Source organism: Bacillus sp. B19-2 (genome assembly GCF_022832475.1).
GTDB classification, from domain to species: Bacteria; Bacillota; Bacilli; order Bacillales; family Bacillaceae; genus Bacillus; species Bacillus paralicheniformis.
Genome location: NZ_JALHKQ010000002.1, coordinates 878,221 through 904,963, shown reverse-complemented (window position 1 = coordinate 904,963; position 26,743 = coordinate 878,221). Strand labels below are relative to the sequence as shown.

Here is a 26,743-nt window from a genome sequence, read left to right as displayed (position 1 = left end):
TTTTATCATGTTATCCGATAAACATACCGGCGATCGCCGCGCTTGTAAGGTTGGCCAATGTTCCGGCAGCAACGGCTTTCAAGCCGAGACGGGCGATATCGGAACGGCGGCTCGGCGCCATTCCTCCCAATCCTCCGAGCAAAATCGCCACAGAAGACAGGTTTGCGAAACCGCACAGCGCAAAGCTGATAATCGAAGCGGTTTTGACGGAAAGCTGATCAAACATCGGAGCAAAATTGGAATAAGCGACAAATTCATTCAGCACGAGCTTTTGACCGATAAAGCTTCCGGCCTGAACCGCTTCATCCCAAGGCACGCCGATGACAAAGGCGAGAGGTGCAAATACATAGCCGAGAATGAATTCAAGCGAAAGGTCTTTAAAACCGAACCATCCGCCGATTCCTCCAAGAATTCCGTTTAACACGGCAATCAAAGCAACAAACGCAAGCAGCATCGCGCCGACATTCAAAGCAAGAGAAAGACCCGTTGATGCCCCTTTTGCAGCGGCATCAATAACATTTGCTGCGTCTTCGTCTTCAGCCATTTGAATATCCTTTTCTTCAATTTTCGGTTTTTCAGTTTCGGGAATAAGCATTTTTGCCATAATTAAGCCCGCAGGTGCAGCCATAAAGCTCGCTGCAAGCAAATATTCGAGAGGAACCCCAAGAAGGGCGTAACCGAACAAAACAGAACCGGCCACTGATGCGAGTCCGCCTGTCATAACGGCAAACAGCTCCGACTTTGTTAAGTTTGCGATAAACGGCTTAATCACAAGCGGCGCCTCTGTTTGTCCGACAAAGATATTGGCAGCTGCAGAAAGAGATTCCGTTTTGCTTGTTCCAAGCAGTTTTGCCAATCCGCCGCCGATAAAGCGGATGATGACTTGCATGATCCGTAAGTGGTAAAGAACCGCAATCAGCGATGAAAAGAAGATGATAACAGGAAGTACGCTTAAAGCGAAGGCAGCGCTGTCGCCTACTTGCAAGAGAGGCCCGAAGAGAAAGCTGATCCCTTCATTCGCATAATTGACGAGATGCTGAACGGCTTTCGTAAACGAAAGAAACACTTCCCGCCCCATTTCCCATTTGAGAACGATGAATCCGAACAGGAGCTGGATCGCCAAACCGATTAAAATCGTTCTTATGTTAATTTTACTCTTGTGCTCAGAAAGCAGAAAAGCAATCGCGAAAATCGCCAGAATACCAAGAAGTCCCCATAAAATGTTCATGACCACACCTCTTATTATTTTTTAAACTTTTATTAAGATAACAATTAATGATTGGCCTGTCCACAAAAATTTTTAAGAATTTTTTCTCTTTTTATGTAAACCCTTTCAAACAAAGGCTTTGCATGAAAAAACGAGATCACCAAAATGACCCCGTTTTTAAATAAGTTCATTTTCATCAATGAACTTGTATATATTTTCGACCAATTCAGCCGGATTATTCGCTGTCACCATTTCTCCGTTTACAAGAGCATACATGGTCTGCATGCATTGTCCGCAGTAACTCAGGCAGCCGTATTCGACGACGTCCAGATTCGGATCTTTCTCCAATATTTCTTTTGCTTCCTGAGAACCTTGGGCAAGATTGCTGACGCAAAACTCAACGATTGGAAACACTTTATTTCACCTCACATCGCTTTTTTATCGTACCCTATTTACGTTTCAATAGTCAAAGTTTAAGGCTGAGGAATAAAGCTTTTGTAACATATTAATACCTTAAAGAGTTTTACTAATTATCGATTCAAAGCGGATATGTAGGTTATTTTCCCGAGAAATATTGTGATTTTACATCAAATTAGATATAATTCTAGAGGGTATTTACATAGTTTTTTAATTTTGCAATGAATAAGGTTAGTTTCTTAATCTGAGGGGAAAAGGGGAATTACCAATGAGAAATTTAGTCTTGCTCGGCGGCGGGTACGGAAATATGCGGATCATTCATCGTTTGCTGCCTAACCAGCTGCCAGATGATGTGATGATCACTTTAATCGACAAAAACCCTTACCATTGTTTGAAAACGGAGTACTACGCACTGGCTGCGGGGACGATTTCCGATCATCATATCAGAGTGTCCTTCCCGGATCACCCGAAGTTAAAGATTGAATACGGGACGATTTCGTCTGTTGATTTGGAAGGGAAAAAAGTTTTGTTTCATGACAGGGAGCCGATATCTTATGATGACGCCGTCATCGGGCTCGGCTGTGAAGATAAATATCACAACGTTCCCGGGGCGCCTGAACATACCTACAGCATTCAGACAATTGATCAATCACGCAGCACGTACCAGGCGCTCAACAACTTAAATGCGGAAGCCACCGTTGCGATCGTCGGGGCAGGACTGAGCGGCGTTGAGCTTGCGAGCGAGCTGAGGGAGAGCCGAAAGGATTTGAACATCATCCTTTTTGACCGGGGAGAATTGATTTTGTCGAGCTTCCCGAAGCGATTGAGCAAATATGTTCAAAGCTGGTTTGAAGATCACGGCGTCAAGATTATCAATTGCGCCAACATCACAAAGGTGGAAGAAGGCATCGTCTACAATCATGACGACCCGATACAAGCAGATGCCATCGTCTGGACAGCGGGGATACAGCCGAATCAAGTCGTTCGGGATCTCGATGTGGAAAAAGATCCGCAAGGGCGCGTCGTCCTGACGCCGCACCATAACCTGCCGGGAGACGAACACGTTTATGTTGTCGGCGACTGCGCAAGCTTGCCTCACGCGCCGAGCGCACAGCTGGCCGAAGCCCAGGCGGAACAAATCGTCCAAGTGCTTGAACTGCGCTGGAAAGACGAACCTCTTCCTGAAACGATGCCGAAATTCAAGCTGAAAGGCGTGCTCGGTTCACTCGGCAAAAAAGCCGGCTTCGGTTTGGTCGCCGAACGGCCGTTGATCGGCAGAGTACCTCGCCTGCTGAAATCGGGCTTGCTTTGGATGTATAAGCATCATAACGGGTAAAGTTTCGCAGGGTTTCGCGGATGTTCGTGAAACCCTGATATATTAAGGTTTTTTTCCATATTAAGTTTTAATAAAACTGCAGTTACATCGTTAGGCAGATGTTAGGTTTTTCACTCTCAGAAAAGCAATAAAAAGGTAGAATGTGATGAGAAATCGCATTATTCGGCGAAGGGATCGCTTCATTCGGGGCTCTCTCGCCTTCATGAGAGAACGCCCTTATTTTTGCGTTTTTTTATTTCCGCCAAAAAGTTGAACAGTCCGCCTTATCCGCAATATTAAACTCGATCATTTTTTTAAGCAATGAGAAATCAAACGGACGATCCCACCGGAAACGGACAAGCTGCTTCGTATGATCATAGCCGGCCTGCACGATTTCTTCAGAAAAACGATCAATTCCCGTGCTTTCAGGGGCAACAGCCAGGTGATTTTTCGCTGTGCTGAAACCGATAATAAATGTGCCGTGATCGGTAAACATCGGCTGATTCCAGGCGATTTTCGGCGTTAAATTTGGAAATGTCTCCGCTGTCCAGCTCAACACTTCCTCCATTCGGGCCCGATGTTCCGAGTGATCAATTCCCTCTAAATATTCTGCAAAAGCTTCCATGTTGTCCCCTCCTAAAATTACAATGATTGCCAGAATTTTATTTCGCAAATGAAGCCTTTGTAAGAAGTCTATCCTTGGAACAGTTTAATTCGAATTCCCTCAGATAAGATTCTACTCAAAAAAGCCCCCTTGTCATCGGCGAGCTTTTTTGAATTGAGCGTCATACCTATTATACCGTTCCCATGCCTGTCCCGCTTTTTATAAAGCTATTAAAAACTCCATCATCATTTCATAAGCAATTTGCGAGGACTGCCGGTTGTATTTTACGGAATACGGGTCGCTAAATCCATGCTCTCCCTTCAGCTTCACTGTTTTGACATTCTTTGATTCCAATTGGGACATACATGAGTCAACGTCAAAGGATTGCTCTTTTTCCGGGAAGAAAAGCAGTGCCGGACACGAAGGCGATATGTCCAGATAGTCCCTTATCCGGGAGCCGTAGTATCCGGCGATCCCATCGACACGCTCATCTTCGCTGCAAAGCCAGGCAGCGGTTGCTCCGACGCTGAACCCGAGTAAGATGATCTTGCGATATTGACGATCCAGCTTGGATATGATTGTATTTATTTTGCGCAAAACGCCGGGAAAACCGACGTTTTCCATAAAAAAAAGATAGGCTGTTTTTTCTTCAGCGTAATCAAACGGTTGATCACGATTTAACAAATTTGGACAAATAACATCAAAGCCCTGCTCAGCTATCAATCGGCAAACTTCGTGCATGTGCCGATTAATCCCGTATATTTCGTGCAGCACGATAACCGCTGTATCGGATTTATTTTGAATATGTATCATGTTCTGACTCCTTGTCTCTCATTGCTGCAAAAAAAAGGGCGCCGGCTTCGGCGCCAGTTTAACAGCTTGTACAGCAACAAATCAGCTTATGCAGTCTTTTGCAAAGCTGCAGGCGCTTTTCCGTCAAAACTGTCGAGAAAGATCGCTCTGCCCGCCATCAGCTGGGCCGGCTTATCGTCAAGAAAAATGGCGCGACCGGCCAACTCGGCATTTCCCTTCGGCTGAGACGAAAAACTTAAAACGACAAGGCTGGCAAAGACGGCAGTCAACGCAACGGCAATCATCTTTTTCACTTTAACTCCTCCGTTCTTTTAAGAATTTGGTCTCTTGCATGATGAGATTCTTCAAAATATTCGGCAGCTTTGTCTGCATCTCCATTTTCTTTATAGTAAAGTGCGATATCAAATGTTAATTCCGCTACATCCGTCCAGAGATTGATCGTTTTAAGATATTCTAAAGCATGTTCAACCGTAAGTGGATCCTGTTCATCATACAGAGCATGAATAAGTTTAAATTTCGACAAATATTCCCTTTCTCCTGCTTTTTCCGCGCGGAAAAATCCTGTTTCATACAATTTGCGGGCTTCTTTGACAACATTTGATTTGTATAGCACATGTGTCAGTTCAAACATGGAGTGGATGCCGTAAACCGATTCTTCATGCTCTTTAATAAGCAGCGCTTCTTTGAAATGATGTTCGGCCAAGGTGAGGAGATTGCGATTGACATAGCTCAATCCTAAGTTGTGGTGAGCCATGCCGAGGAGAACGTGGTGCTTGATCAGTGCCGCGTGTTTTAGGGCTTGCTTGTAATGCTGTTCGGCTTCATCAAAACGAAATAAATCGAGTTTATTTGCTCCGATCAGCATATCGTTGCTGATCGCTTTTTGAATATAATCATCATGTGCTTTGAAGGTTTTTAGAGCTGTTTTTGCATGGTTTAAGGAGAGGAAATTCTGTTTGATTTGATAGTAGGCGATAGCCAGTTTGTAATGGAATTCGGCGATTTCGATTTGATCGGGGATTGTCCTGAGCTTTTCCTCGGCTAGTTTATAATAATTGATGGCATTTGTATAATCCTTTTTATGAAATTCGTACATGCCTGCGAAAAAGAAATAATAATATTCGATCATGTCATCTGTGCTTTGCATATCTGCTTTTTGCTCCTGAATATCCTCGAACAATTTGGTGGAAGCGGCAAACTCTTCTGTCAGCAGTTTGTGCCGATAGTCTAAAAGATTAAAATAAAGAAGCAGATCTTGATTTTCTTCCATATTCGGCAGCCGGTGCTCAATGTCGTATTTAATCGAGACCGCTTGTGCTACTTCATGGCGCTTGATCATGACATACCATTGATTAAGCATTCCCGCGACTTCCTCATAAGCAATTTTTGTCTTCAATCGTTTATCCTTCCTTTCCTCCCATGTCTCTTCCTTTTTATGGGTTGTTTTTCATTTTACAGAATCGCTTATTTTTTGACAATCACTTTTCTAAATATTGGCTTAATTTCCTAAAATAACTCAAAATTCTGACATCAATCGTAACCATTTTCTGTATTCTTGCAAATCTCTCAGGAAGTATTTTCGTTTGACATTGTTTTTGATGACATTTTATAATTATATATGTAAATATCAACATGTTTGATTTTACAATAAACAAACAAGGGAGCGGTTCATATGAATCAAGATGTCAAAGAGTTTGTCGGAAGCCATATGATCTACACGTATGAAAACGGATGGGAATATGAAATCTACATTAAAAATGACCATACCATTGATTACCGCATTCACAGCGGAATGGTCGGGGGACGCTGGGTTCGCGATCAAAAAGCCGATATCGTCAAGCTGACTGAAGGCGTCTATAAAGTATCATGGACAGAACCGACAGGGACTGACGTTTCCTTGAACTTCATGCCCAATGAAAAGCGGATGCACGGCATCATCTTCTTCCCTAAATGGGTTCATGAACGCCCTGATATCACAGTCTGCTATCAAAATGACCACATCGACTTAATGGAAGAATCGCGCGAAAAATATGAGACGTATCCAAAATATGTCGTACCGGAATTCGCCGATATCACATTCATTGAAAATGCCGGAATCGATAATGAAGATCTGATTTCAAAAGCCCCTTATCCCGGAATGACGGATGACATCAGAGCCGGAAAACGAGTATAAAAGGGAAAAAAGCTTTTCGTTAATGATATAATGACTGGACTTTTGTTAAGTCATGCAGCAAGGCTTTAATATCCTCTTGCGATAAAGGCACAAGCATTTGATCGTAAAGGGTGATGATCTGTCCTCCCTCGTCGTGCTCATGCTGCCTTAAATACTGCTGCAGAGCCGTGATCTGGTTTTCTTTCAAGCTGGTCTGCGTTTGAAACTGCTTGATTTTCTTTAATGAAAAAACATTCATTTCGTCATCAAAATCGCCTGACATGATTTGACCTTCAATGCTGGACATGCTGGCTATCCCTCCTTATTTTTCGGCTGGTAGTTAGTCTGTCCGCTTTAAGAAAAGTGCAATCATAAAAAATAAAACAGCAAGGGACATATCTGTCCCTTGCTGTTTATCATGCAGGCTTATAACCTTGCTTTTCCATTTCTTTATACACGTCTTTCAGCTTCGGATTTCCTTCGCCGACCACTTGATCACCGACCATGACGAGCGGATAAAAATATTCGTCGTTCAGGATTTTTTCGGAGATTTCCTGTTTTGCAGGATCGTTTTCCGGCGGCTGATGGATATCAATGTACGTGATCGAGAAAGGCTGATCGGGATATTTTCTTTTCAGGGCGGCTTCGAGCCACTCATACGTTTCTTTTGATGATGGAAGGTTGACACAGCTTGGACAAAGAACGTCGGCACCGTAAACAAAAAGCTCGGCTTGTTTTTTCATCAGCGGCAGCTCCTTTCTCTTTGTCTTTATTTTATTCTATTTTGTCCTTTCGCTCCATATTGAAATGAAAATCGCTTTTTGTCTTTGCCGGCAAATATGATATAATATGTGGGAAAACGAGTGAAACCAAACAATAGCTTTTTATTGTTCGACTGAATATAATGGTTGTATGATTTGAAAGGAGCGATACGAATGACGACAGAGGTCGAAATGAAAGAACAAGTACAGGAAGTGCTGGACAAACTTCGTCCATTTTTACTCCGCGACGGCGGTGACTGTGAACTCGTCGATGTTGAAGACGGCATCGTCAAGCTTCGCCTGCTCGGCGCATGCGGAAGCTGCCCAAGTTCCACTATCACCCTTAAAGCTGGAATTGAGCGCGCCCTTTTAGAAGAAGTTCCGGGCGTCATTGAAGTAGAGCAAGTATTTTAATTTGAGGAGGCTGCCGTACATTACGGCAGCCTTTTCTTTTTTTATAGATAATCTTCAAACCAGCCGGCAATATACTCAAGCCGTCTGATCCGCTGCTTCGGATGCCCGCTTCTTGATAAATCGTGCGACGCATTCGGGAATCTGACGAGTTTTACTTCTTTCCCCATTTTTTTCAATGCCGTAAACAGCTGCTCCGCCTGTTCAATCGGGCACCTGTCGTCCCGTTCGCCATGGAGGATGAGAAGAGGGGTCTCCACCTTGTCCGCATATTTGAGGGGCGAATGTTCCCACAGTTTGCCGGGATTTTCAAAAAGGTCCGCTCCGATCTGCCAGTCTGTGAAAAAATAGCCGATGTCGCTTACCCCGTAAAAACTGATCCAATTGGAAATGGACCTCTGCGTCACTGCGGCTTTAAAGCGATTCGTGTGGCCGACAGCCCAGTTTGTCATAAAGCCGCCGTAGCTTCCTCCTGTGATTCCGAGCCTTTCTTGATCGATGAAATCATATTGTTCCAACGCGTAGTCAACAGCTGCCATTACATCTTTAAAATCTCCTCCGCCGTAGTCGCCTCTCACCCGATTGACAAAATCCTGTCCGTAGCCGTGGCTTCCCCGCGGATTAACATATACGACGGCGCTTCCCTTTGCGGCCAGCACTTGAAATTCGTGAAAATAAGCATTCGCATACATGGCGTGAGGACCGCCGTGCACTTCCAGAATGAGCGGATACGTGTTTCCTTTTTCATATTGAGCAGGCTTTATCAGCCAACCGTGAATTGTCAGACCGTCCGCTGTCTGAAATTGAAGCTCCTCCGGTTCCGATATGATATGCTCTTCCGTAAACGCTTGGTTGGCATCTGTTAATCGCTCCGCTTTGTCTTCACCCAATGGGAGATGGTAAAGTTCGCTCGGCCGGACGGGCAGGGCTATCGATGCCGCAAAGCTTTTTTCATCCGGATGCAGGCTGAATCCGTTCAGATGCTCTTTTTCCAACCGGATCGGATAAGCAAGACCTTCGATTGATATGTAGTAAATGCCTGTCGAACCTTGGTCAGATCCAATGACATAAAAGCCGTTTCCGTCTTTGGTCCAGACCGGTTTCGGAAGAACGCCTCCGACAAGGCTGTCTCCTGCCACTGCATCGCTGAGATGGACATCAAGCATTTCCGTCAGAGACGTTAGTTTTCCTGTCTCGATATTATACAGCCATGCTTTATTAAGCGTGGCGTTTTGAAATTCCTTTTCGTTTCCGATGAATGCAAGCTGTTTGCCGTCAGGAGAAAACGATAGTGAAGAAAAAACGCCGTTTTGACCTGTAAGGCGCTTCAAATCACCTGTCGAAAGGTTCATCAAATAGACATCGTTCACACGCATATCCGTTTGATTAGCACAAAATGCAATCCTGCCTCCGCACGGTGAAAATGCGTGGCTGAAATGGTCGCGTTCTAGATCGGTCAGCTGTTTTATCTCCCCGGTTTCCACTTGAATGAGGACAAGCTGCGTATACTTTCCCCTTTTAAACCCTTGGCCGTCTAATTTATATGACAAAGAATCGACTTCCAGCGGTTCGTGATCTTCAATCTCCGTTTTTTTCTCATCGTCGACGCTTTCCTCTTTCGTCAGTCTCACTGAACAAAGCAACGACTTGCCGTCAGGCGACCATTCAGGCTGTGATACATCATAGGGAATATCGGTCACTTTTCTCGCTTCTCCTCCGGCGGCGCTTATCACGTAAAGTTGTGTGGTTTCCTCGCGATTGGATGTAAATGCAAGGGATTTGCCGTCGGGCGACCAGCGCGGATGCTGGTTTCTTCCTTTTCCAAACGTCCATTGTACTGACGCTTGTTGTTTCCGATCGTAGACCATGATATGCGAATCATAAGAGTCCTGTTTTTCGTTTACTTTTGTTTGCACGTAGGCGATTTTTGCACCGTCAGGCGAGTACTGCGGATCGGTAATCGATACAAGCTTGATGAGGTCTTTTTCGGTTATCAGCTGCTTCATGTTCGTTTCTCCTCCTCATGTATGTTTGTCATACTACTTCGACTTCCTAAATAAAAATCCTTGTTTTGAAGGCAAACAAAAAAAGAGCCGAAAAGCTCTTTTTTCGTTAAACACTGTTTACTGATTTTCTTTCAACGATAATGCCTGTATCCGGGACATGAAGACAGTCCACTTCACAATGCGGAAACTTAGAAGCAAGCTGCGCTCTCAGCGCGTCTCCCTTTCCTTTTTCAATAAAGGAAAGGATCGTCGGACCGGCTCCGCTCAAAGCCGTCCCGAACGCGCCGTTTTGGCCTGCTTCATGCTCCACTTTCGAAAGCTCAGGGACGAGCGCCCTTCGGTATGGCTGGTGAAAGAGGTCTTTTTGCATCATGCGGCCGACAAGCTTCCAATCTTTCGCCATCAGTCCGGCGACGAGCATATTGCTGACCGCGCTTGCTTCCACCGCTTTCGGATAAGAGAGGCTTTCGGGGAGAACATCCCGCGCATCTTTTGTCAGCACTTCATAAAAAGGAATGACGACAACGACATCCAAATCGATGTCTTTCATCGAAACCATCTCTGTTTCATCTTCTTCATGAAGTCCGATGACAAGTCCGCCGAAAAGCGATGCTCCGGCATTGTCAGGATGGCCTTCTTCAAGGCTCGCAAAATGGAGTTTCTCACGGTCAGAGAGCTTTAAATCGGCAAGCTCGTTCGCCAGCTCAATCGCAGCGGCAATTGCGGCTGCGCTGCTGCCGAGACCGCGAGCCAGCGGAATATCGCTCCACACTTTGACGAGGCTTGGCGGAAGGTCTTTTCCGAAGTGTGCGGCGGTCCGTTTGGCCACCTGGTAAATTAAATTATCCGTTCCTTCAGGTATTCCCGCTACGACTTCTGTTTCAGCCTCGAAACGCCACTCATCATGAGGAAAAACAGACAGTCTCAAATAACGGGACAGCGCCATGCCGACTGAATCAAAGCCTGGGCCCAGATTGGCCGTGCTTCCGGGAACCGTAACGGAAAACAGCATGTCAGCCTCAGTCATACACGAGCGGCTCCTTTTAAGTGTTCGAGAATCGCTTCTTCATCTGTCGGCAGTGTGACAGGTTTAATCTGCGACACATCAACGGCTGTGTTCGGATCTTTCAGGCCGTTTCCGGTTAAGACGGCGACAACTTTCGCCCCCGGCTGAATCTCTTTCGTATGCAGCTGTTTCAGCACGCCGGCAAAGGATGCGCACGATCCCGGTTCTGCAAATACGCCTTCTTCTCTTGCCAGGAGCTGATAAGCGTGCAGGATCTCTTCGTCTGACACTGCATCGATTTTTCCGTTCGATTCTTTTGCAGCATTGACCGCTTTGTCCCAGCTTGCCGGATTTCCGATTCTGATCGCTGTCGCAACGGTTTCCGGCTTTTCAATTACTTTGTTTTTGACAATCGGGGCCGCGCCTTCCGCCTGAAAACCCCTCATGACCGGCAGGCCTGTGCCGTTTTTCTCATGATATTCTTTAAAGCCTTTCCAGTAAGCCGTAATATTTCCGGCATTCCCGACAGGAATCGCAAGGATGTCAGGCGCTTCGCCCAGCTGTTCACAAATTTCAAAGGAAGCGGTTTTCTGTCCTTCAATCCGGTAAGGATTCACAGAGTTGACGAGCGCAATCGGCTCTTTCTCGCAAATGCTGCGCACCATTTTCAGGGCATCGTCGAAGTTTCCGTCGATCGCAATGATTTTGGCGCCGTACATGACGGCTTGGGCCAACTTTCCGAAGGCGATTTTGCCGTCTGGAATAATGACGATGCACTTCATGTTGGCGCGGGCCGCATAAGCCGCAGCAGCAGCCGACGTATTGCCGGTCGAAGCGCACATGATCGTGTCATTGCCTTCTTCTTTCGCCTTGGCGACCGCCATGACCATCCCGCGGTCTTTAAAGGAGCCTGTAGGATTGACACCCTCCGTTTTGACATAAAGCTCGATTCCGAGCTTTTTCGAAAGATTTTGCAGGTAAATGAGCGGGGTATTTCCTTCGTTCAGCGTCAATTCCGGTGTTTTGTCCGTTACAGGCAAATATTCTTTATATTGATGGATGAGTCCTTTCCACATTAGCTCCAACCGTTCCCTTCTACTCGATAAGTGCTTTTCACCTGATCAACAACCTCAAGATCATTCAGCTTTTGCAAGATATCCGTAAAATCCTCTTCAGACGTATGATGTGTCACAATGACAATCTCAGCCAGGTCATCATGGCCTTTAATCGGAAGCTGCAGAATTTTTTCAAAACTGACGCCTCTTTCCGAAAAAATCGATGTGATTTTTGAAAACGAACCGACCTGGTCTTTGACATGAATTCTTAAAAACTGCTGAGCGAAGATTTCAGACGGCGCCTTGATCTTCTTTTCAAACTGCGGATCGACAAAGCTGCTGCCGTTCACGCCGAGACGCATGTTTTTCATGACGGAGACCAAATCTGATACGACGGCGGTCGCAGTCGGCATGCTTCCTGCGCCTGGCCCGTAAAACATCGTTTCTCCGACGGCCTCGCCGTATACGTAAACCGCATTGAATTCATTATGGACGGAAGACAGCGGATGATGCTCCGGCAGCAATGTCGGCTGGACGCTCACTTCGACTTTTTGTCCGTCGCGCTGGGCGATGCCGATCAGCTTCATCGTATAGCCGAGCCGTTTGCTGAAATTGATGTCTTCATCAGACACTTGGGAAATGCCTTTCACTTTGACATCGTCAAGATCGACATTCATTGAGAAACCGAGCCTGGCCAAAATCGCCATCTTTCTCGCCGCATCAAGACCTTCAACATCAGCTGTCGGGTCCGCTTCGGCGAAGCCGAGCTCCTGCGCTTCTTTCAGCACCTCAGCATAAGGCGCGTTTTCTTTATTCATCTTCGTCAAAATGAAGTTGGTCGTTCCATTGACGATTCCCATCATTTTCGTAATCCGGTCTGAAGCCAGCCCGTCTTCCAGGCTTCGCAAAATCGGAATTCCGCCGGCGACGCTCGCTTCAAAATAAAGGTCGCAGCCGTTTTCTTTCGCGGCAGCCGTCAGTTCCGATCCATAGAGGGCGATCAAATCTTTATTCGCTGTCACGACATGTTTTTTCGCCTGAAGCGCATCGAGCAAATAGCGTCTTGTCTCCTCGATCCCCCCGATGACTTCGATGATGACATCCACATCCGGATCTTGAATGACATCATAAGCTTCCGTCGTCAGAACATCTTTGGAAAGTTCGACATCCCTCTTCTTATCTTTATCTTTTACAAGAACTTTTTGAATCGTAACAGGGCATCCGACTTGGTGTGTCAGCTTATCCTGGTGATCCTGAATAATCTTCACCACACCGCTCCCGACTGTTCCTAATCCTAGCAGCCCCACTCGTATCGCCTTCAATGAAATTCCACCTTTCTCTCTCTTGTCGTCCTCTCTGCGAGGACATTTGTAAACACAACGCAGACATTTAAGTTACAAACATTATAATGGGGGATTCTTTTTTTGACAAGATGACATTTGCTGAAAAACAAATCATGAAAACGCTTTATACATTGATATAATAAGATTCTATATATTCAGAAATATTTTTGTAAGAAAATCTTCCGACCCGCTCAGGCCGGAAGAAACGTCAAATCTCGGTCTTTGCCGGCTTCCCTCCCAGGACAAGCGCAATATTTTCCGCACAAAGCCTCATCATGGCTTCTCTCGTTTCGACAGTGGCGCTGCCGATATGAGGCAGCGCGGTCACTTGCGGCAGACTGGCGAGCGGGTGATCCTTTTGCACGGGTTCTTCCGCAAAGACGTCGAGTCCTGCGCCGGCAATATCTTTTTCGATCAGGGCTTCATATAAATCGTCTTCATTGACAACCTGTCCTCTTGAGACGTTGATAAAAATAGCGGAGCGCTTCATCCTTTTGAAAGCGCTGCGGTTAAACAGATGCTTCGTTTCAGCAGTCAGAGGCGTCAGGCATACAACAAAATCCGCCTGTTCGAGCAGTTCGTCAAAGGACAGATAAGTTGCCCCCAGTCCGGCTTCCGCCTCGGGATTGCGGGTGCGATTATGATATAAAATCTCCATGCCAAAGCCTTTCGCCCGCCGGGCGACGGCTTGTCCAATGCTCCCCATTCCGACGATGCCAATCGTTTTATGATGGACATCCGCTCCGGCCAAAAGCAGCGGCCCCCAGCCCGTCCAGTTTCCTTGTCTAATCCAGTCGCTTGCCTCGACGATTCTGCGCGCGGATGCCATCAGCAGAGCAAACGTCAAATCTGCCGTTGACTCTGTCAGCACGCCGGGCGTGTTGCAGCAGATGACGCCATGCTTTTTCGCAGCCGCCACATCGAGGTTGTCATAACCCACCGCCAAATTGGCCACCACTTTTAAATGCGGCGCGCCTTTTAACAGCTCCTCATTAACCGTGTCGGAAAGCATCGTCAACAGTCCGTGCGCCTTTTTTGCTTTTTCCGCCAGAACGGCGCGCGGGCACGGTTCTTCTTCCTTCTCCCACATCTCAATACGGGCTTCTTCTTTTAGCGCAGAAAGCTGTTCTTCGGGTAATTTTCTCGTTACATATACAAACGGTTTGTCCATGCTGCCTCGTTCCTTTCTAAGAGTAGCTTCCAGTCTAAGCATATCGAAAAAATCCGGAAATGTTAACATGAAGAAAAGAACACCGCGGCATCTATGGTGTCCTTTTCAGCCAATTGACAGGGGGCATGCTCATCAATCCTGCGGCTCTCATGCCCGCCATTTCTTGAATCCCGTTCAGAAATTGCTCATAAGCCGGCGCTTGAGACAATAAATGGTCGAGTCTGCTTTCAAAATAATGGTGCTCTGATTCAGGAGAAATATAGTACCCCTCAACCGTCTCAAAATAGTGGAGCGGAAACAGCAGCCTGCTGTACACCAGCCGCTTAGAAAATGAGGAAAGCGGCGCGGCTTGTTCGTATTGCTGAAAAAACAATGCGATTTCATTGAAGTTTTTCCTTTCGTGAAACAAGCTTCTGGCATATTCCGCAAGATCCCTTGCCGCATGATCAAACACCCATTCCATCGGGATTTTTATAAGCGGCTCGCGTCTTAAAGCCTCACAGGTGAGCCGCTGCTGGCAAATCGTCCCGGAGTCGGCGGCCTGCGGCTGATCATCCAATTCGGTATCGGCCAAATATTGAATCGCATTTTCGGTTAAACCGAGATAATAAGGAAACGATTCGATAAAATGTTTTTCAAAAGGCTGCAGCTGTCTTGCCTGCGTTTTTTGAATCCAGAATTGTTCCAGCTGGTCGAGCCGTTTCCCCCACAGCTCTTTCCACTGCCCGATCCGCGAGGTTTCTTTTACCTCGTAAGGGTATCCCCTTCCCTTCTGATGAAATTCGGCCAGCTCCGCCCCAAATGAAACAGACCTGTTTGTCATGCGGGGAGCAGCTTGAAGCAGCACATATGAGACGCCATTGTCCTCAAATGTCATCTCCCCGTCCTTTGTCAATATAAAAGATGAAACGTATGGGTCGCGCTGTTCTTGCAAATACTGACTCATACTAAACAATTCCGCCAGCTCATCCTGACTTAAGTGGGATACCGGGACGATCAAAAACATCGAATTCGGGGTATGAAAAGCCTGATAAGACAAGTAAGAAGTAAGATCGCGAATATGGATTCCGAATTTTTCTTTGATCAGTTCCTTCACGGACATCACTTCCTGATAAATTTTTCTCCTTCTACACATCGTAATCATGAAAGGATTCGATTATGAATCGATCCGGAAAAAGAGTTCTAAAATCGTTACATTTTTAAGGTTGTTTGTATACACTAAGTAAAAAAAGATTGGGTGAAAATGATGCCGGAAAACAACAGCATGCATCAAATCGAAACAGCAGCAAAAGAATGGCTTGAGAAACGGGGCGTCAAGATTTCGGAAATTGCCGATCTTGTCTACGTACTGCAGAAGAAATATCATCCAAACTTGACAAAAGAAGAATGTGAAGAGAATGTCAACCGGGTCATGAAAAAACGCGAAGTTCAAAACGCCGTGATTACAGGGATTCAATTGGATATGCTGGGAGAGCAAAGAAAGCTCATGGAACCGCTCCAAACCTTAATCGAGACAGATGAAAGCCTGTACGGCGTCGATGAAATCTTATCCTTCTCCATTGTGAATTTGTATGGATCAATCGGTTATACAAACTATGGATATATCGATAAAATCAAACCGGGAGTGCTCGCACGATTAAACGATAAATCAACAGGCGAATGCCACACGTTTTTGGATGATATCGTCGGAGCGATTGCGGCAGCCGCATCCAGCAGACTGGCGCATCGAGCAAAAGATACGGAATAAGCATTAAAAAACACTTGTCCTTAAAAGACAAGTGTTTTTTTGCGGTTTAGATGCGATCCATCCAGTCTGTCAATGAATCAATGACATATGTCGGCTTTTCCTGATAGGCTTCAAGGTGTTCTTTTTTGGTCACGCCCGTATGAACGAGAAGCGTGTCCATCCCGGAATTCATTCCCGCCATAATATCCGTATCATAATTGTCACCGACCATCAGCGTTTCACTGATATCTGTGCCGAGCACCTTCATCGCCTGCTCCATGATGATCGGTTCCGGCTTGCCGATAAAAATTGGCTCTGTCTGCGTAGAAACGGTTAATACTGACGTGAGAGAACCATTGCCTGGCAAGAGTCCTCTTTCTGTAGGAATGGCGATATCGCCGTTAGTCGAGATGAATGTAGCGCCGTTGCGGATGGCAAGGCAACCGACGGCTAGCTTTTCGTATGTAATGCCGCGGTCGATACCGACGACGACGAAGTCGGCGTGTTCTTCGCCAAATGCCAGTCCTTTTTCCTCAATGGCCTGCCGGATGCCTTCCTCACCGATCACATAGACGGAAGCATCTCGTTTTTGTTCGGCGATAAAATTGGCGGTCGCCATGCTGGTTGTGAATACCTGGCTCTCTTCGGCCGGAATATCAAATGAAACAAGCTTGTCCGCCACTTGCTTCGGCGTGCGCGACGAGTTGTTCGTAACGAACAGATACGGGATGTTCCGGTCTTTCAGCTTCCTTACGAATTCGCATGCTTCTTCAATTTTTTCCGTCCCTTTGTACATTGTTCCATCCAGATCAATTAAGTATCCTTTGTATGTTTTCATGTTGTACACTCCAGTTTTGTTTAGTGCGGTTTGAATGCGGATACCGGACCGAGCTCATGGTTTAAATAATCGCGGATCCGCGCCGGAAATTTCTCAAGCGTTTCCGCATGCCTGCTGATCAGCTCGTCCAATTCTTCATGGTTGACATTCAAGTAGTCTTGAACCAATGTCTTCCGATAGGCGATCAAATGTTTCAGACTGTCGCCTTCCGCTTGGCTGACAACCTTTTCATCGGTCAGTATATCCATTATGTCGTCATAGCTTCCAGGATCTCTCATAATAAAGCCGTCAATCATATCGTTCCCTATATCCAATATACATTCGATCAGCGTGTGGCCGATTCGTTCGAGCGCTTTTTTTTCGACGTCGGAAGTCCATTCCTCCTGCGTTTGATAGAGCCGCAGCTCCTCTTCCAGGAAGTTCAGCGTGTTTTCGATTTTGTGTCGATCGACAAAATACATCATCAGAGCATCCCCTTTTATGATCGCTTATTTTCGCAGACGTTTTAAAACAAAGTAGGCACATCCGAAATTGCAGTACTCGTAAATATATTCATCAAGCGTGCTGATCTTCGTATCAAATGTGGCCTTTTGATTTTGATCGTCAAAAAAGCCTTTCAGCCTCAGCTGGCTGTATCCCCAATCCCCGACGATGTAGTCATATTTATTTAAAATATCGGAGTATCTGGCTTTAAACGCTTCTTCGTTAAAACCGTTTTTCACATCTTTGACGACTTCAAATGCAGCGTTCTGAACGACAATCATTCTTTTCACCTCTTTTATATGATAATTCAAACCCGGGCCGCCATCAATTGCTAAGAATAAATCCTCCCCGTTGGAAAAGCTATAAATGAGGAGGAAAAGCAGAATGAAGAAAAAAATTCTTTTAGCAGGGCTGCTGGCGGTGCCTTTAGCAGGATGCCAGACGGCCTTAAACGATACCGAACACAATATATATGACGAAGACGGAAATACCGTTCACGTTGCAGATAAGAACCCTCAATATCATGAAAAGTTCAGAAATGACAACCGAAAAGGCAGATTCGGATATGCGCGCCATCAGGCAACACCTGTTGCAAACAAGGAAGAAATGCAGGCGCCCCAAATCGACCGGGAAGAAATGGCGCATATTATATCTAGTTTAACGGTTCAGCTTCCCAATATTCAAGATGCGTCAGCGCTTGTGACAGACGAAGAAGCGCTTGTCGTGTACAAAACGGACTCCGGACAGCGCGAACTGACGGCTGATCAAGTCAAAAAGACGGCGGCATCCGTCATTCCGAGATATTACCATATCTATATTTCCGATGATCCGGATATGATGCAGTCCGTCGCCAACTTCAGCCGGCTTGGAGCCAATTCAAGAAACGTCGATCAGCTGATGGCCGATACGATTAAGGAAATGCAAAAATCGCCGCAAGGCAAAACAACGACAGGTACAGATGAAAACGGCCTTGACGGAAAAGGAAAAGCGACCGAATCATGACCTGAAAATAAGAAAAACGCCAGCGCAAACGGCTGGCGTTTTTTCATCCCATGTTATGCCTGTGCCTGGCGTTTTTTGGACGCTTCATTTACCTGTTCATCGGCATGGTATGAAGAGCGGACGAGCGGCCCTGCTTCACAGTGACTGAAGCCTTTTTCCATGGCGATTTCTTTCAGCTCGGCAAACTCGTCAGGATGGTAATATTTCTGTACTTTAATATGTTTTTTGGACGGCTGCAAATACTGCCCGATTGCCATGATGTCAACATTGTTCGCAAGAAGGTCGTCCATTGTTTCGATGATTTCTTCTTTTGTTTCGCCGAGGCCGATCATGATGCTGGATTTCGTCGGGATATCAGGCTGCATCTCTTTGGCGCGGCGCAAAAATTCCAATGACCTTTCGTATGTAGCTCTCGCACGGACTCTCGGCGTCAGGCGGCGGACCGTCTCAATATTATGGTTTAAAATGTCCGGACGCGTATCCATCAGCGTTTTCAAATTATGATAATCTCCGCCCATATCAGACGGGAGAACTTCGATTGTTGTAAACGGGCTTTTTCTCCGCACGGCGCGTACGGTTTCAGCGAATACCCCCGCTCCTCCGTCTTTTAAATCGTCGCGGGCAACGGCTGTAATGACCGCGTGTTTCAGGTTCATGATGCTCACAGAATCTGCGACTCTTTCCGGCTCATTCAAGTCAAGTTCTGTCGGCAGCCCCGTCTTCACCGCACAGAAGCGGCAGGCTCTCGTACAGACAGATCCGAGAATCATAAAGGTTGCGGTACGTCTAACGGCCCAGCATTCGTGAATGTTCGGGCATTTCGCCTCTTCACAGACCGTATGGAGGTTGTTTTCCCGCATTAATTTTTTTAAGCCCGTATAGTTTTCATTTGTGTTCAGCTTGATCTTAAGCCATTCGGGCTTTCTTAGGTGCTCGTCTTTCTTTGCCAATTCCATCATCTCCATTGTGGATTGTAGTCAAGTTCAATACGAAAACATAGCGCCGGATGTGTCCCCTTGCTTTGGAACCGCTTAAATTAAAAATGCTAAATCTTCATCTTTAGTCACTTTAACATAGTACAGATTTGTGAACAAGAGCATGATTAGACAAGATCGAATTTCTAACATTTTCTTATCATCGATTTCTGCAGATGTCACAAACTAACCGTATTCAAACTGAAAGGAGCTAAGGACACTGTGAAAGCTGTATTATCCGTTCTCATCCTCCTTTTGCTCATATCGCAGCCGTGCGCTCTTGCAAAGGAGAAAAAAGAGCCCGATCTGCAAAAGAGAATGGCCCTTTATCATAAAACAGAAGCTGCAACCCATATTCCTTGGTATGTTTTCGCGGCTGTCGACCAATACGAAATCAATATCCGCAAAAACCGCAAGGACTTGCCGAAGCAAAAAGGGCACACCGGGATATATATTCCGCAAAGCGTGTGGAGCGGACCTGAAAACCCCAACCCGAAAGATACATCACCGCTCAGCATCAAGGTTTTTGACGGAATTGGAATGGACGGAAACGGAGACGGACTAGCGGAACCGGATCAGGATGAAGACGTCCTTTATACGTTTGGACAATACTTGTTGACATATGGAAGAGACATAGAAAATATCCGCATCGGCCTGTGGGAGTTTTACGAAAGGGATCAGACGGTCGGCATCATATCAGGCTTTATCAGGCTTTTTCAAAAATACGGCCACATTGATTTGGGCAAGCACGCCTTTCCTCTTCCCGTAAGATCAGATTACAGCTATAGAAGCACATGGGGAGATGCCCGCGGATTCGGGGGCAGGCGCATTCACGAAGGGACGGATTTATTCGCCCATTACGGCCTCCCCGTCCGGTCGACATGCTACGGTATTGTGGAAATGAAAGGCTGGAATCGTTTCGGCGGATGGCGGATCGGAATCAGAGACATCAACAATACGTACCATTATTTCGCCCATTTAAACGGATTCACAAAAGGCTTGAAAGTGGGAGAAATCGTCGAACCCGGCCAAGTGATCGGCTCGGTCGGAGCGACGGGATACGGGCCGCCGGGAACATCGGGAAAATTCCCGCCCCATCTTCACTACGGCATGTATAAAGACAACGGAAGAACCGAATGGTCTTTTGACCCTTATCCTCATTTAAGGGCATGGGAACGGAAGGAGCTTCGAAAGAAAAAATAAAAGACATCCCTATTTCAGAAGAATAGGGATGTCTTCTTGTCAGAGATTAACCGGCTTGGCTTTTCTTGCTTTTCACAACCGCATTGATGATGCTTGCGGCCAAGCCTCCCCAAATAATGACGATGCCGATTACCATCATTGCTATAGATGCGCCGTTCATGAGGAAACCTCCTTATCATGTTGAAATGGCGTATATTTCAGTTCGTTCTTCCATTTTGAAAGCGAAAGGATAAATCCGGCTGCGATCGCTCCAACAGCGACGCACCATCCCCATTTCAGGAGAAACTCTACCGGCAGATCACCGTAAGCTGTTGTGATATTCGTCTTGATATTATCAAACATCATATACCCCAGAACAATCGGCGTGACGACGCTCAGGCAGATTCTCCACCAGGCGCCGAGTTGAATGTCGGAAACCGAATTGGCGTGAGCCTGCAAAGCTTTCAGCTCTTTCGCAAACCATGCAATCGCAACGACTTCGATCAATCCGGCAAGCGCCACTCCGAAATTGTTGATAAAGTAATCGGCTGCATCGAGAAAGAACAGCCCGCCTTTTGTCGCAAATACGAGCGAACACAATGCAGCAGCCCCTCCGCCGAACAGGACGGCTTTCCGCCGCGGAACGTTGAATTTATCCTGAATCGCGGCAACATATGTTTCAGAGATCGAAATGAGAGACGACAGACCTGCCAAAACGAGCGAACCAAAGAATAAAAACCCGAAAAGCACATTAAACGCCGGAAACTCATTGATGATTTGCGGAAAGACGACGAACGCCAAACCAATTCCGGAAGAGACGACCTCTTTAACTGGAACGCCTTGCTGCGCGGCCATAAAGCCCAGCGCACTGAATACCCCGATCCCGGCCAGCAGTTCGAACGACGAATTCCCGAAGCCTGTGATGAACGCATTGTTTGTAATATCGGATTTTTTCGGCAAATAGCTGGAATACGTAATCATGATGGCAAACGCGATCGACAGACTGAAGAAAATTTGGCCGTATGCCGCCACCCAAACTTTTCCGTTTGTGATCTGGCTCCAATCAGGCGTGAAAAACGCATTCAGCCCTTGAGCAGCCCCGTCAAGTGTAATCGAATAAATGACGATAATTAAAAATAAGACCAATAGCAGCGGAATGAAAATGCGGTTTGCAATTTCGATTCCTTTTTTGACTCCGGCAAATAAAATGCCCAAGGAAACAATCCAGACAATCGCGAGCGGAATCAGGACGCCCGGCACGAAGCCTCCGAATTGACCGATGGCTCCTCCTCCAATATCCACTCTGTTTAAATATTCAGTCATCAGGAAATTTTCTGTATCTTTACCCCAGCCTAAATTGAAAGAAAAGACAGTGTAAGAAATGGCCCATGCCACGATCACGGCATAATACGTCGAGATGACAAATGAGATGGCGACCTGCCACCAGCCGATCCATTCCTTTCCTTTCCCCATCCGGGCATAGGACAGCGGGGCTGATCCTCTGTATTTATGGCCGATTGTAAATTCCATGATGAGAAGTGGGATTCCTGCTGTCAAGAGCGCGAACAAATATGGCAGAAAAAACGCGCCGCCTCCGTTTTCATAAGCTACAGCCGGAAACCTCCAAATATTCCCCAAACCGATCGCAGAACCGACAGCTGCTAAAATAAAACCCGCTCTTGTACCCCATTGCGGACGATTATCCATAAGCTTCCTCCTTTACCTTTTTGAAACATCTGAAAACAGTGAATTTTCTAATAATTATTATTATTGAATAGTATATACAGTCTTTTTGCCTAAGTCAAAGTATTTTTTTAAGAAAATAGACGCATTCCGTCTCCAGGACGCGAAAAAAAGCATTCTGCCTGGTGTTTGCAGAATGCCTTGGAAATCATTGCTTATTTTGTTCCTTTTTTTGCTCTGTTTTTTCATCCTTTGAAGGAATTTGAATCGATGGCGCCGTCTGGCTGCCGCTGCCGCTGTAGAAGTCGGGTACTTCGCCGTGCACGGCTTGAATCGTTGCCGGAATCGTATTTTTGACAACCGCCGTTTTTGTCGCAAACGGTATGACGACACGGACCTTGACTTCGACAAGAACACCGACATTAATTAAAGCATTATTAATTCCATATGGTTCGACACTATGCTTAAAATCTGTAAAGACATCCCCCACAACATTAAGCCGTACAGGTATTTTCGGCCCTAGGTTTCCAAGAAGCGTGTTTCCAGTTGCCTGACCTAGAGGAATATTATAGATTACACCATCATTCTTACCTTCGGGAGTTTTCGCAGAAGAATTAAATTCTTCGGTTTCTGTTTCCTTCAGCTTTTCGTGAAGTTGTTTCGTAATTTTCGAATGCATACCACGAAGACCATGAGAGTTGAAATCAATTGTTGTTACTTTTCCATTTTCATTCGTCTTCATTTCTACTAGATTTTGCACATTTTCATCTTGGTTCATATAATCCTCGACAGCTTCCTGGATGACGTGCGTCGCAATCCGGTTCGTTTCCATTTCAGCGATGTTCAGAAGCGTCGGTTTGATGGATGAGTTGATGATCAACAGGCTGACGGCCGTTGAAAAAATAAAAAATACAAACGAAAGCAGCATGACATATCGAAAAGGCAAAGGTCCTCTTTTTGACAGAGGGCCGCGAAATCTTCGCAAGCAAAATCCCCCCTTACATCAAAAGTGTATGCTTGTAAGAGGGGATATACGATTCAATCAGACAACTTTATTTCACCATTTTTAAAAGAGCTTCTTTTCCGCTCATTCCGGGATGGATGCCGAGCTCTCCGGCCGCATCGGTTACAGATTCGAGCGGGGCTTCGAGAAGCTGATCGATCGTCCGCACGCCGACGGCTCTGGCGGCGACGATTTTCCGTTCTTTTAATTTATCATTCAGCAGGGCGACGTCAAGCGCTCCGCACATAATATAGCCATGGTCATTGGTTACCGCCATAAAGTTCGTTTTCGGCAGTTTGACCGTTACAGCCGTAAACGGCTGATCTTCTATCATAATCGGAGTTAAATTTACCATCGCGATCCCCCCTTTACCATTAATGTATGATAAAGCGGGAGACATGTTCCGGTTTGCCCCGAATCTTTAAGCATCTGTATTAGAATCGGTTTGTTTTTTTAAGCTTCCAGGCGAGCAGATCACGCAGGAATTCAGGCATAAAGTACTCGATATCTTCGGCATCGCGGATCGCCGGAAACAGCGTTCCGAGTGTAAACATATCAATCGTGGCGATCGTGTAGAACGCATCATCTTCAATGTCCGCTCCGTTGACAGAGAGCTTTTCCGGATCAAGGCCGGCATACAGCATTTTCCCCATCACTTCGCCGCGAAAACCGAGCCCTTTAATGCGCAGCTTCTCGGTTTGTTCTGATGATGCATGGAAGATGACCTCTTTCAGCTCACATCCCGTCAGCTTCAGTTTGACCGGATTAATCGGATGCGGACAAATGCGGTGAACATCCGCTTTCGTCACCGCGCCTTGTGATAGAGACTCCAGCACAATGCCTGAGTTGACCATTCCGATCTCCGCCTCACACCATTCCTTTAAGGCGTCTGCCAGCATTTGCGGAAGGGCGCTTTTGCGGAACCAGGCGGTTTCAAGGGTGTTGTCCAATGTCGCAATTTCTTCTTCAAGGAGATCTCTGGCTTCTTTCTCTTTTTCCTTCAGAAAACGAATCGTCTCCTCTGATTCTTCGTTCCACTCTGCCGTCTTCATAACGGTTGCTGTGATGTTCTCAAGCTTTCCGTTATACGTCAGTTCAACATGACCGACATAGTTCCCGTATTTTTCGGCGCAGGCCAGCATAACGCCGTCTTTCACCATCCCTTCTTCAAGCAGGTGATGGGTATGGGAGCCGAGGATCAGGTCGATTTCGGGAAAAGCTTCCGCGACGCGCTGATCATCCAAAATGCCAAGGTGTGAAAGAAGGATGACAGTATCGGCTTTTCCTTTGATTTCACTGAGCATCTCGCCGATGCTTTCAAATGCGTCGGTAACCGTCCAGCCAAGCTGCCGGTAGATCGGATAATAAGGGACTGTCACACCGAGAATGGCAAGAGTCGCGCCGCTCTTCACCTTTTTGAGCAAATACGGCGCTGCCCAGCCGGGCCTCTTCCCTTTTTCGTCAAACAAATTGGAGACAACGACAGGAAACTGAGCGTTGTCATAAAGTGTATCCAGCTCCTGATGCGGCAGTGTAATACCTTCATTATTTCCGATCGTTGCAGCATCATACTGCAGACGGTTCAACAGCTCCACATTCGCTTTCCCGAAGGTGGCCTCAGATATCGGATGGAATCTGTCGACATGATCGCCGAGGTCGAACAAAAGCACTTCTTCCCCCTGCTCTTCATGTTTTTGTCTTTGTGTCTGAATATAATCGACGATTTTCGGCCAGTTTTCAAAATGGCTGTGCAAATCGTTCGTATGGTAAATATGGAGCTTTTCCGTCATGCAAATCTCTCCCTAACGTTTAACTAAACACGCCTTGATAGATTAATCTGATTCCGATGATGATCAATACGAACCTCATGATCAATACGATCGTCTTTGTCTGCATCTTTTTATTCATGTAGGCGCCGAGCTGCCCGCCAAACCAGGCGCCCGGGATCAATGCGAGCGCATAAAGCCAGTTGACATGACCGGCGATGACATGGCCGGCAGAGCCCGCGACAGATGAAAGGAAAATAATAAACATCGATGTCGCAACAGCGACCCTTGTCGGAAATAAAAACAGAAGAATCATCGCCGGCACCATCAGCGAGCCGCCTCCGATGCCGAAAAGCCCGCCGAGGAAGCCGACGACAAAGGCGATCGCGATTCCGGCTAAAGGATGATATGAATACGTATATTCCTGTCCTTCATTTCCTGTGAACGTTCTGATAACGCCCGTATGCTTTTTCTCGGCAGGTTTCACCCTTTTCTTTATCATTAAGGAAAGGGAAATGAGAATCATAAAAATCCCGAACCATAGAGAAAACGAGTCTGAGCTGAAATATGTCGATACATGGGCACCTGCGATGCTGCCCGGCCCCGAGCCGATGAAAAAAATAAGACCGCTTTTATAATCTACGGTTTTATACTTCATATACGCAAGCGTTGAAGAAAGCCCTGTGAATATGATGACAACCAGCGATGTGCCGACCGCCATTTGCGGTGTCACATGGTCAAAAAGCGTCGGCAGCCCCGCCAGAAAAAGGAGCGAGGGAACGATGACGATCCCTCCGCCGAGCCCGACAAGACTGCCGATGGTTCCCGCGATAAATCCGAGTATGATCAAGATAAGATATTCCATAAAATAAGTCCTCTTTTCTAGCTGAATAAATCGAGCTGCCTTGGCGTAAGCCCTTTGTATTCAATGTCGAGCAGCTCCATCATTTGCTTCCCGTTTTGAGCCGCATCACCGCCTGAATTGTTATTAAACAGCACACAAACGTTTTTCGACCGCTGTTCAAGCAGCTCAAGGTTTTTCTTCCAGTCTTTTAATTCTTGTTCATTATATAAATATAAATACCTGACCTCACGCCAATTTTGCCCAGAAGACGGCCTTAACCAGCCTTCCTTGTTGCGGCCGTGAAAACGGACGAGCGTTTTTTGGCTGTCAGTCGCATGAAGAACCGTCGGTATGCTGCCTTCGCCCGCCTGGGGTTCATCGCAAATGCTGTGAATCCATTGCTCTTCCTCCATAAAAGCGAGCGTTTTGTCGTAAAACTGGGGCATAAACCATGACCGATGCCTGAATTCAAGCGCACACGGTATATCTCCCATTTTCTCTTTTACCCATCTTAAGTAATTGACGTTTTCTTTTTTGCAATCAAACCATGGCGGAAACTGAAAGAGGACCATCGCCAGCTTGCCCGCTTTTATGTATGGCGTTAACGAAAGCTTAAAAGCAGCAAACATGTCGTCTTTCGTTTCAAAGGGGATTTCCCCGCGCTGATGCCCCGTCATTCCCTGATATGCCTTTATGATAAACTGAAAGGTTTCCGGCGTCTCCTTCACCCATTTTTCATTGTTCCGCTCGGGCTGAATCGCGTAAAAGCTCGCATCAAGCTCGACGATCGGAAAATGCGCCGAATAGTGGATCAGCTTGTTTTGACTGCTTGTCTTGGGCGGATACAGGCTGTCATGATCCCCCCATCCTGTTAATCCAATATAAATCAATGCAGTTCACCTCTTCTTTTAGTTTATCACAGGTTTTTTTCGAAAACTTGATCCAGGTCTGCTTGTAGCATTTCCTTTTTCAGCGGCGGGA

General features: G+C 46.3%; 30 protein-coding genes and 1 pseudogene. 6 read left to right on the top strand and 25 right to left on the bottom strand.

From position 1 onward, the window contains the following. Nucleotides 1-10 precede the first annotated feature (10 nt). On the bottom strand, nt 11-1,228 hold the full coding sequence (locus tag MST20_RS11710; RefSeq protein ID WP_243942316.1) for a NupC/NupG family nucleoside CNT transporter: 1,218 nt from the start codon (nt 1,226-1,228) through the stop codon (nt 11-13). 156 nt (nt 1,229-1,384) lie between these two features. Continuing rightward, nucleotides 1,385-1,621: a YuzB family protein gene (locus tag MST20_RS11705; protein WP_003184941.1), complete on the bottom strand. Its 237-nt coding sequence runs from the start codon at nt 1,619-1,621 to the stop codon at nt 1,385-1,387. 271 nt (nt 1,622-1,892) lie between these two features. Between MST20_RS11705 and MST20_RS11700 the strand changes: the two genes are divergently transcribed. Continuing rightward, nucleotides 1,893-2,960 carry an NAD(P)/FAD-dependent oxidoreductase gene (locus MST20_RS11700; protein ID WP_243942314.1) on the top strand — a complete coding sequence of 356 codons (1,068 nt, stop codon included), beginning with the start codon at nt 1,893-1,895 and terminating at the stop codon, nt 2,958-2,960. 232 nt (nt 2,961-3,192) lie between these two features. Here MST20_RS11700 and MST20_RS11695 read toward each other — a convergent pair whose 3' ends face one another. The 4 genes from MST20_RS11695 to MST20_RS11680 form a co-directional block, all read right to left on the bottom strand. Continuing rightward, complete coding sequence (locus tag MST20_RS11695) at nt 3,193-3,564, bottom strand: iron chaperone (RefSeq protein ID WP_243942312.1); 372 nt, start codon at nt 3,562-3,564, stop codon at nt 3,193-3,195. 198 nt (nt 3,565-3,762) lie between these two features. After that, nucleotides 3,763-4,356 (bottom strand): dienelactone hydrolase family protein, encoded by a 594-nt coding sequence (locus tag MST20_RS11690; RefSeq protein WP_243942311.1) that lies wholly within the window; start codon nt 4,354-4,356, stop codon nt 3,763-3,765. 86 nt (nt 4,357-4,442) lie between these two features. Then, on the bottom strand, nt 4,443-4,640 hold the full coding sequence (locus tag MST20_RS11685; protein WP_243942576.1) for a hypothetical protein: 198 nt from the start codon (nt 4,638-4,640) through the stop codon (nt 4,443-4,445). A 5-nt stretch (nt 4,641-4,645) separates the two neighbouring features. Then, nucleotides 4,646-5,752, bottom strand: a complete 1,107-nt coding sequence (locus tag MST20_RS11680; RefSeq protein ID WP_243942309.1) for a Rap family tetratricopeptide repeat protein — start codon at nt 5,750-5,752, stop codon at nt 4,646-4,648. Nucleotides 5,753-6,028: 276 nt separating this feature from the next. On the opposite strand from MST20_RS11680, the gene MST20_RS11675 reads away from it, so the two are divergent. Beyond that, on the top strand, nt 6,029-6,529 hold the full coding sequence (locus MST20_RS11675; RefSeq protein ID WP_009329528.1) for a phenolic acid decarboxylase: 501 nt from the start codon (nt 6,029-6,031) through the stop codon (nt 6,527-6,529). A 19-nt stretch (nt 6,530-6,548) separates the two neighbouring features. On the opposite strand, the gene MST20_RS11670 is transcribed toward MST20_RS11675, so the two are convergent. Beyond that, the gene (locus MST20_RS11670; RefSeq protein WP_243942307.1) at nt 6,549-6,815 is read right to left on the bottom strand and encodes a hypothetical protein; all 267 of its coding nucleotides are present in this window, start codon (nt 6,813-6,815) and stop codon (nt 6,549-6,551) included. A 109-nt stretch (nt 6,816-6,924) separates the two neighbouring features. Continuing rightward, the gene (locus tag MST20_RS11665) at nt 6,925-7,251 is read right to left on the bottom strand and encodes a YuzD family protein (RefSeq protein WP_035337631.1); all 327 of its coding nucleotides are present in this window, start codon (nt 7,249-7,251) and stop codon (nt 6,925-6,927) included. A 133-nt stretch (nt 7,252-7,384) separates the two neighbouring features. Here MST20_RS11665 and MST20_RS11660 point away from each other — a divergent pair. Further along, nucleotides 7,385-7,683, top strand: a pseudogene (locus MST20_RS11660) (NifU family protein). A 41-nt stretch (nt 7,684-7,724) separates the two neighbouring features. Here MST20_RS11660 and MST20_RS11655 read toward each other — a convergent pair. The 6 genes from MST20_RS11655 to yutH all read right to left on the bottom strand — a co-directional run bounded on the left by MST20_RS11655 (nt 7,725) and on the right by yutH (nt 15,363). Then, the gene (locus MST20_RS11655; RefSeq protein ID WP_243942305.1) at nt 7,725-9,686 is read right to left on the bottom strand and encodes a S9 family peptidase; all 1,962 of its coding nucleotides are present in this window, start codon (nt 9,684-9,686) and stop codon (nt 7,725-7,727) included. 106 nt (nt 9,687-9,792) lie between these two features. After that, nucleotides 9,793-10,713: a homoserine kinase gene (gene thrB, locus MST20_RS11650; RefSeq protein WP_165427982.1), complete on the bottom strand. Its 921-nt coding sequence runs from the start codon at nt 10,711-10,713 to the stop codon at nt 9,793-9,795. Next, a complete protein-coding gene (gene thrC, locus MST20_RS11645; protein ID WP_243942574.1) occupies nt 10,710-11,768 on the bottom strand; it encodes a threonine synthase in 1,059 nt (352 codons plus the stop codon). The genes thrB and thrC overlap by 4 nt, the downstream gene beginning before the upstream one ends. Then, nucleotides 11,768-13,069: a homoserine dehydrogenase gene (locus MST20_RS11640; protein WP_243942303.1), complete on the bottom strand. Its 1,302-nt coding sequence runs from the start codon at nt 13,067-13,069 to the stop codon at nt 11,768-11,770. Before MST20_RS11640 ends, thrC begins: the two co-directional genes overlap by 1 nt. A gap of 229 nt (nt 13,070-13,298) precedes the next feature. Further along, on the bottom strand, nt 13,299-14,261 hold the full coding sequence (locus tag MST20_RS11635) for a 2-hydroxyacid dehydrogenase (protein ID WP_243942300.1): 963 nt from the start codon (nt 14,259-14,261) through the stop codon (nt 13,299-13,301). A gap of 91 nt (nt 14,262-14,352) precedes the next feature. After that, nucleotides 14,353-15,363, bottom strand: a complete 1,011-nt coding sequence (yutH, locus tag MST20_RS11630; protein WP_243942298.1) for a spore coat putative kinase YutH — start codon at nt 15,361-15,363, stop codon at nt 14,353-14,355. A gap of 144 nt (nt 15,364-15,507) precedes the next feature. Here yutH and MST20_RS11625 point away from each other — a divergent pair, with 144 nt between their 5' ends. Beyond that, the gene (locus tag MST20_RS11625; RefSeq protein WP_243942296.1) at nt 15,508-16,008 is read left to right on the top strand and encodes a phosphatidylglycerophosphatase A family protein; all 501 of its coding nucleotides are present in this window, start codon (nt 15,508-15,510) and stop codon (nt 16,006-16,008) included. Between the two features lie 46 nt (nt 16,009-16,054). Here the strand turns inward: MST20_RS11625 and MST20_RS11620 are convergent, their stop codons facing one another. The 3 genes from MST20_RS11620 to MST20_RS11610 are packed head-to-tail and all read right to left on the bottom strand — an operon-like array spanning nt 16,055 to nt 17,589. Further along, nucleotides 16,055-16,825, bottom strand: coding sequence for a TIGR01457 family HAD-type hydrolase (locus MST20_RS11620; protein ID WP_243942294.1), 771 nt, complete (start codon nt 16,823-16,825; stop codon nt 16,055-16,057). Nucleotides 16,826-16,845: 20 nt separating this feature from the next. After that, nucleotides 16,846-17,286, bottom strand: coding sequence for a DUF86 domain-containing protein (locus tag MST20_RS11615; protein WP_076789024.1), 441 nt, complete (start codon nt 17,284-17,286; stop codon nt 16,846-16,848). Nucleotides 17,287-17,313: 27 nt separating this feature from the next. Next, entirely contained in the window at nt 17,314-17,589 is a 276-nt protein-coding gene (locus MST20_RS11610; RefSeq protein WP_003184977.1) for a YutD family protein, read from the bottom strand. Between the two features lie 103 nt (nt 17,590-17,692). Here MST20_RS11610 and MST20_RS11605 point away from each other — a divergent pair, with 103 nt between their 5' ends. Further along, entirely contained in the window at nt 17,693-18,310 is a 618-nt protein-coding gene (locus MST20_RS11605) for a YhcN/YlaJ family sporulation lipoprotein (protein ID WP_035337641.1), read from the top strand. Between the two features lie 53 nt (nt 18,311-18,363). Here MST20_RS11605 and lipA read toward each other — a convergent pair whose 3' ends face one another. Further along, on the bottom strand, nt 18,364-19,275 hold the full coding sequence (gene lipA / locus MST20_RS11600; RefSeq protein WP_256163556.1) for a lipoyl synthase: 912 nt from the start codon (nt 19,273-19,275) through the stop codon (nt 18,364-18,366). Between the two features lie 231 nt (nt 19,276-19,506). Here lipA and MST20_RS11595 point away from each other — a divergent pair, with 231 nt between their 5' ends. Further along, nucleotides 19,507-20,487, top strand: coding sequence for a M23 family metallopeptidase (locus MST20_RS11595; protein ID WP_020452846.1), 981 nt, complete (start codon nt 19,507-19,509; stop codon nt 20,485-20,487). 46 nt (nt 20,488-20,533) lie between these two features. Here the strand turns inward: MST20_RS11595 and MST20_RS11590 are convergent, their stop codons facing one another. The 7 genes from MST20_RS11590 to MST20_RS11560 all read right to left on the bottom strand — a co-directional run bounded on the left by MST20_RS11590 (nt 20,534) and on the right by MST20_RS11560 (nt 26,652). Next, a complete protein-coding gene (locus MST20_RS11590) occupies nt 20,534-20,647 on the bottom strand; it encodes a methionine/alanine import family NSS transporter small subunit (RefSeq protein WP_003184985.1) in 114 nt (37 codons plus the stop codon). Then, nucleotides 20,644-22,173 (bottom strand): sodium-dependent transporter, encoded by a 1,530-nt coding sequence (locus tag MST20_RS11585; protein ID WP_065643720.1) that lies wholly within the window; start codon nt 22,171-22,173, stop codon nt 20,644-20,646. Before MST20_RS11585 ends, MST20_RS11590 begins: the two co-directional genes overlap by 4 nt. A gap of 184 nt (nt 22,174-22,357) precedes the next feature. After that, entirely contained in the window at nt 22,358-23,134 is a 777-nt protein-coding gene (gene yunB, locus MST20_RS11580) for a sporulation protein YunB (RefSeq protein ID WP_243942292.1), read from the bottom strand. 67 nt (nt 23,135-23,201) lie between these two features. Then, entirely contained in the window at nt 23,202-23,507 is a 306-nt protein-coding gene (locus MST20_RS11575) for a YunC family protein (protein WP_003184991.1), read from the bottom strand. A gap of 79 nt (nt 23,508-23,586) precedes the next feature. Beyond that, complete coding sequence (locus MST20_RS11570) at nt 23,587-24,942, bottom strand: bifunctional metallophosphatase/5'-nucleotidase (protein WP_243942290.1); 1,356 nt, start codon at nt 24,940-24,942, stop codon at nt 23,587-23,589. Between the two features lie 19 nt (nt 24,943-24,961). Beyond that, the gene (locus tag MST20_RS11565; protein WP_065643723.1) at nt 24,962-25,783 is read right to left on the bottom strand and encodes a sulfite exporter TauE/SafE family protein; all 822 of its coding nucleotides are present in this window, start codon (nt 25,781-25,783) and stop codon (nt 24,962-24,964) included. 17 nt (nt 25,784-25,800) lie between these two features. Continuing rightward, nucleotides 25,801-26,652: a DUF72 domain-containing protein gene (locus MST20_RS11560; protein WP_243942288.1), complete on the bottom strand. Its 852-nt coding sequence runs from the start codon at nt 26,650-26,652 to the stop codon at nt 25,801-25,803. Nucleotides 26,653-26,743 lie beyond the last annotated feature (91 nt).

What these genes read in the sequence shown, in the direction of transcription:
- MST20_RS11575 (WP_003184991.1), bottom strand. Translation starts at nt 23,507, where the DNA reads ATGGTAAATTTAACTCCGATTATGATAGAAGATCAGCCGTTTACGGCT.
- MST20_RS11570 (WP_243942290.1), bottom strand. Translation starts at nt 24,942, where the DNA reads ATGACGGAAAAGCTCCATATTTACCATACGAACGATTTGCACAGCCAT.
- lipA (WP_256163556.1), bottom strand. Translation starts at nt 19,275, where the DNA reads ATGGAGATGATGGAATTGGCAAAGAAAGACGAGCACCTAAGAAAGCCC.
- MST20_RS11620 (WP_243942294.1), bottom strand. Translation starts at nt 16,825, where the DNA reads ATGAAAACATACAAAGGATACTTAATTGATCTGGATGGAACAATGTAC.
- MST20_RS11685 (WP_243942576.1), bottom strand. Translation starts at nt 4,640, where the DNA reads ATGATTGCCGTTGCGTTGACTGCCGTCTTTGCCAGCCTTGTCGTTTTA.
- MST20_RS11665 (WP_035337631.1), bottom strand. Translation starts at nt 7,251, where the DNA reads ATGAAAAAACAAGCCGAGCTTTTTGTTTACGGTGCCGACGTTCTTTGT.
- MST20_RS11610 (WP_003184977.1), bottom strand. Translation starts at nt 17,589, where the DNA reads ATGATTGTCGTTCAGAACGCTGCATTTGAAGTCGTCAAAGATGTGAAA.
- MST20_RS11710 (WP_243942316.1), bottom strand. Translation starts at nt 1,228, where the DNA reads ATGAACATTTTATGGGGACTTCTTGGTATTCTGGCGATTTTCGCGATT.
- MST20_RS11635 (WP_243942300.1), bottom strand. Translation starts at nt 14,261, where the DNA reads ATGGACAAACCGTTTGTATATGTAACGAGAAAATTACCCGAAGAACAG.
- thrC (WP_243942574.1), bottom strand. Translation starts at nt 11,768, where the DNA reads ATGTGGAAAGGACTCATCCATCAATATAAAGAATATTTGCCTGTAACG.
- MST20_RS11675 (WP_009329528.1), top strand. Translation starts at nt 6,029, where the DNA reads ATGAATCAAGATGTCAAAGAGTTTGTCGGAAGCCATATGATCTACACG.
- yutH (WP_243942298.1), bottom strand. Translation starts at nt 15,363, where the DNA reads ATGTCCGTGAAGGAACTGATCAAAGAAAAATTCGGAATCCATATTCGC.
- MST20_RS11655 (WP_243942305.1), bottom strand. Translation starts at nt 9,686, where the DNA reads ATGAAGCAGCTGATAACCGAAAAAGACCTCATCAAGCTTGTATCGATT.
- MST20_RS11565 (WP_065643723.1), bottom strand. Translation starts at nt 25,783, where the DNA reads ATGGAATATCTTATCTTGATCATACTCGGATTTATCGCGGGAACCATC.
- MST20_RS11625 (WP_243942296.1), top strand. Translation starts at nt 15,508, where the DNA reads ATGCCGGAAAACAACAGCATGCATCAAATCGAAACAGCAGCAAAAGAA.
- MST20_RS11590 (WP_003184985.1), bottom strand. Translation starts at nt 20,647, where the DNA reads ATGAACGGCGCATCTATAGCAATGATGGTAATCGGCATCGTCATTATT.
- MST20_RS11700 (WP_243942314.1), top strand. Translation starts at nt 1,893, where the DNA reads ATGAGAAATTTAGTCTTGCTCGGCGGCGGGTACGGAAATATGCGGATC.
- MST20_RS11695 (WP_243942312.1), bottom strand. Translation starts at nt 3,564, where the DNA reads ATGGAAGCTTTTGCAGAATATTTAGAGGGAATTGATCACTCGGAACAT.
- thrB (WP_165427982.1), bottom strand. Translation starts at nt 10,713, where the DNA reads ATGACTGAGGCTGACATGCTGTTTTCCGTTACGGTTCCCGGAAGCACG.
- MST20_RS11585 (WP_065643720.1), bottom strand. Translation starts at nt 22,173, where the DNA reads ATGGATAATCGTCCGCAATGGGGTACAAGAGCGGGTTTTATTTTAGCA.
- MST20_RS11690 (WP_243942311.1), bottom strand. Translation starts at nt 4,356, where the DNA reads ATGATACATATTCAAAATAAATCCGATACAGCGGTTATCGTGCTGCAC.
- MST20_RS11670 (WP_243942307.1), bottom strand. Translation starts at nt 6,815, where the DNA reads ATGTCCAGCATTGAAGGTCAAATCATGTCAGGCGATTTTGATGACGAA.
- MST20_RS11605 (WP_035337641.1), top strand. Translation starts at nt 17,693, where the DNA reads ATGAAGAAAAAAATTCTTTTAGCAGGGCTGCTGGCGGTGCCTTTAGCA.
- MST20_RS11615 (WP_076789024.1), bottom strand. Translation starts at nt 17,286, where the DNA reads ATGTATTTTGTCGATCGACACAAAATCGAAAACACGCTGAACTTCCTG.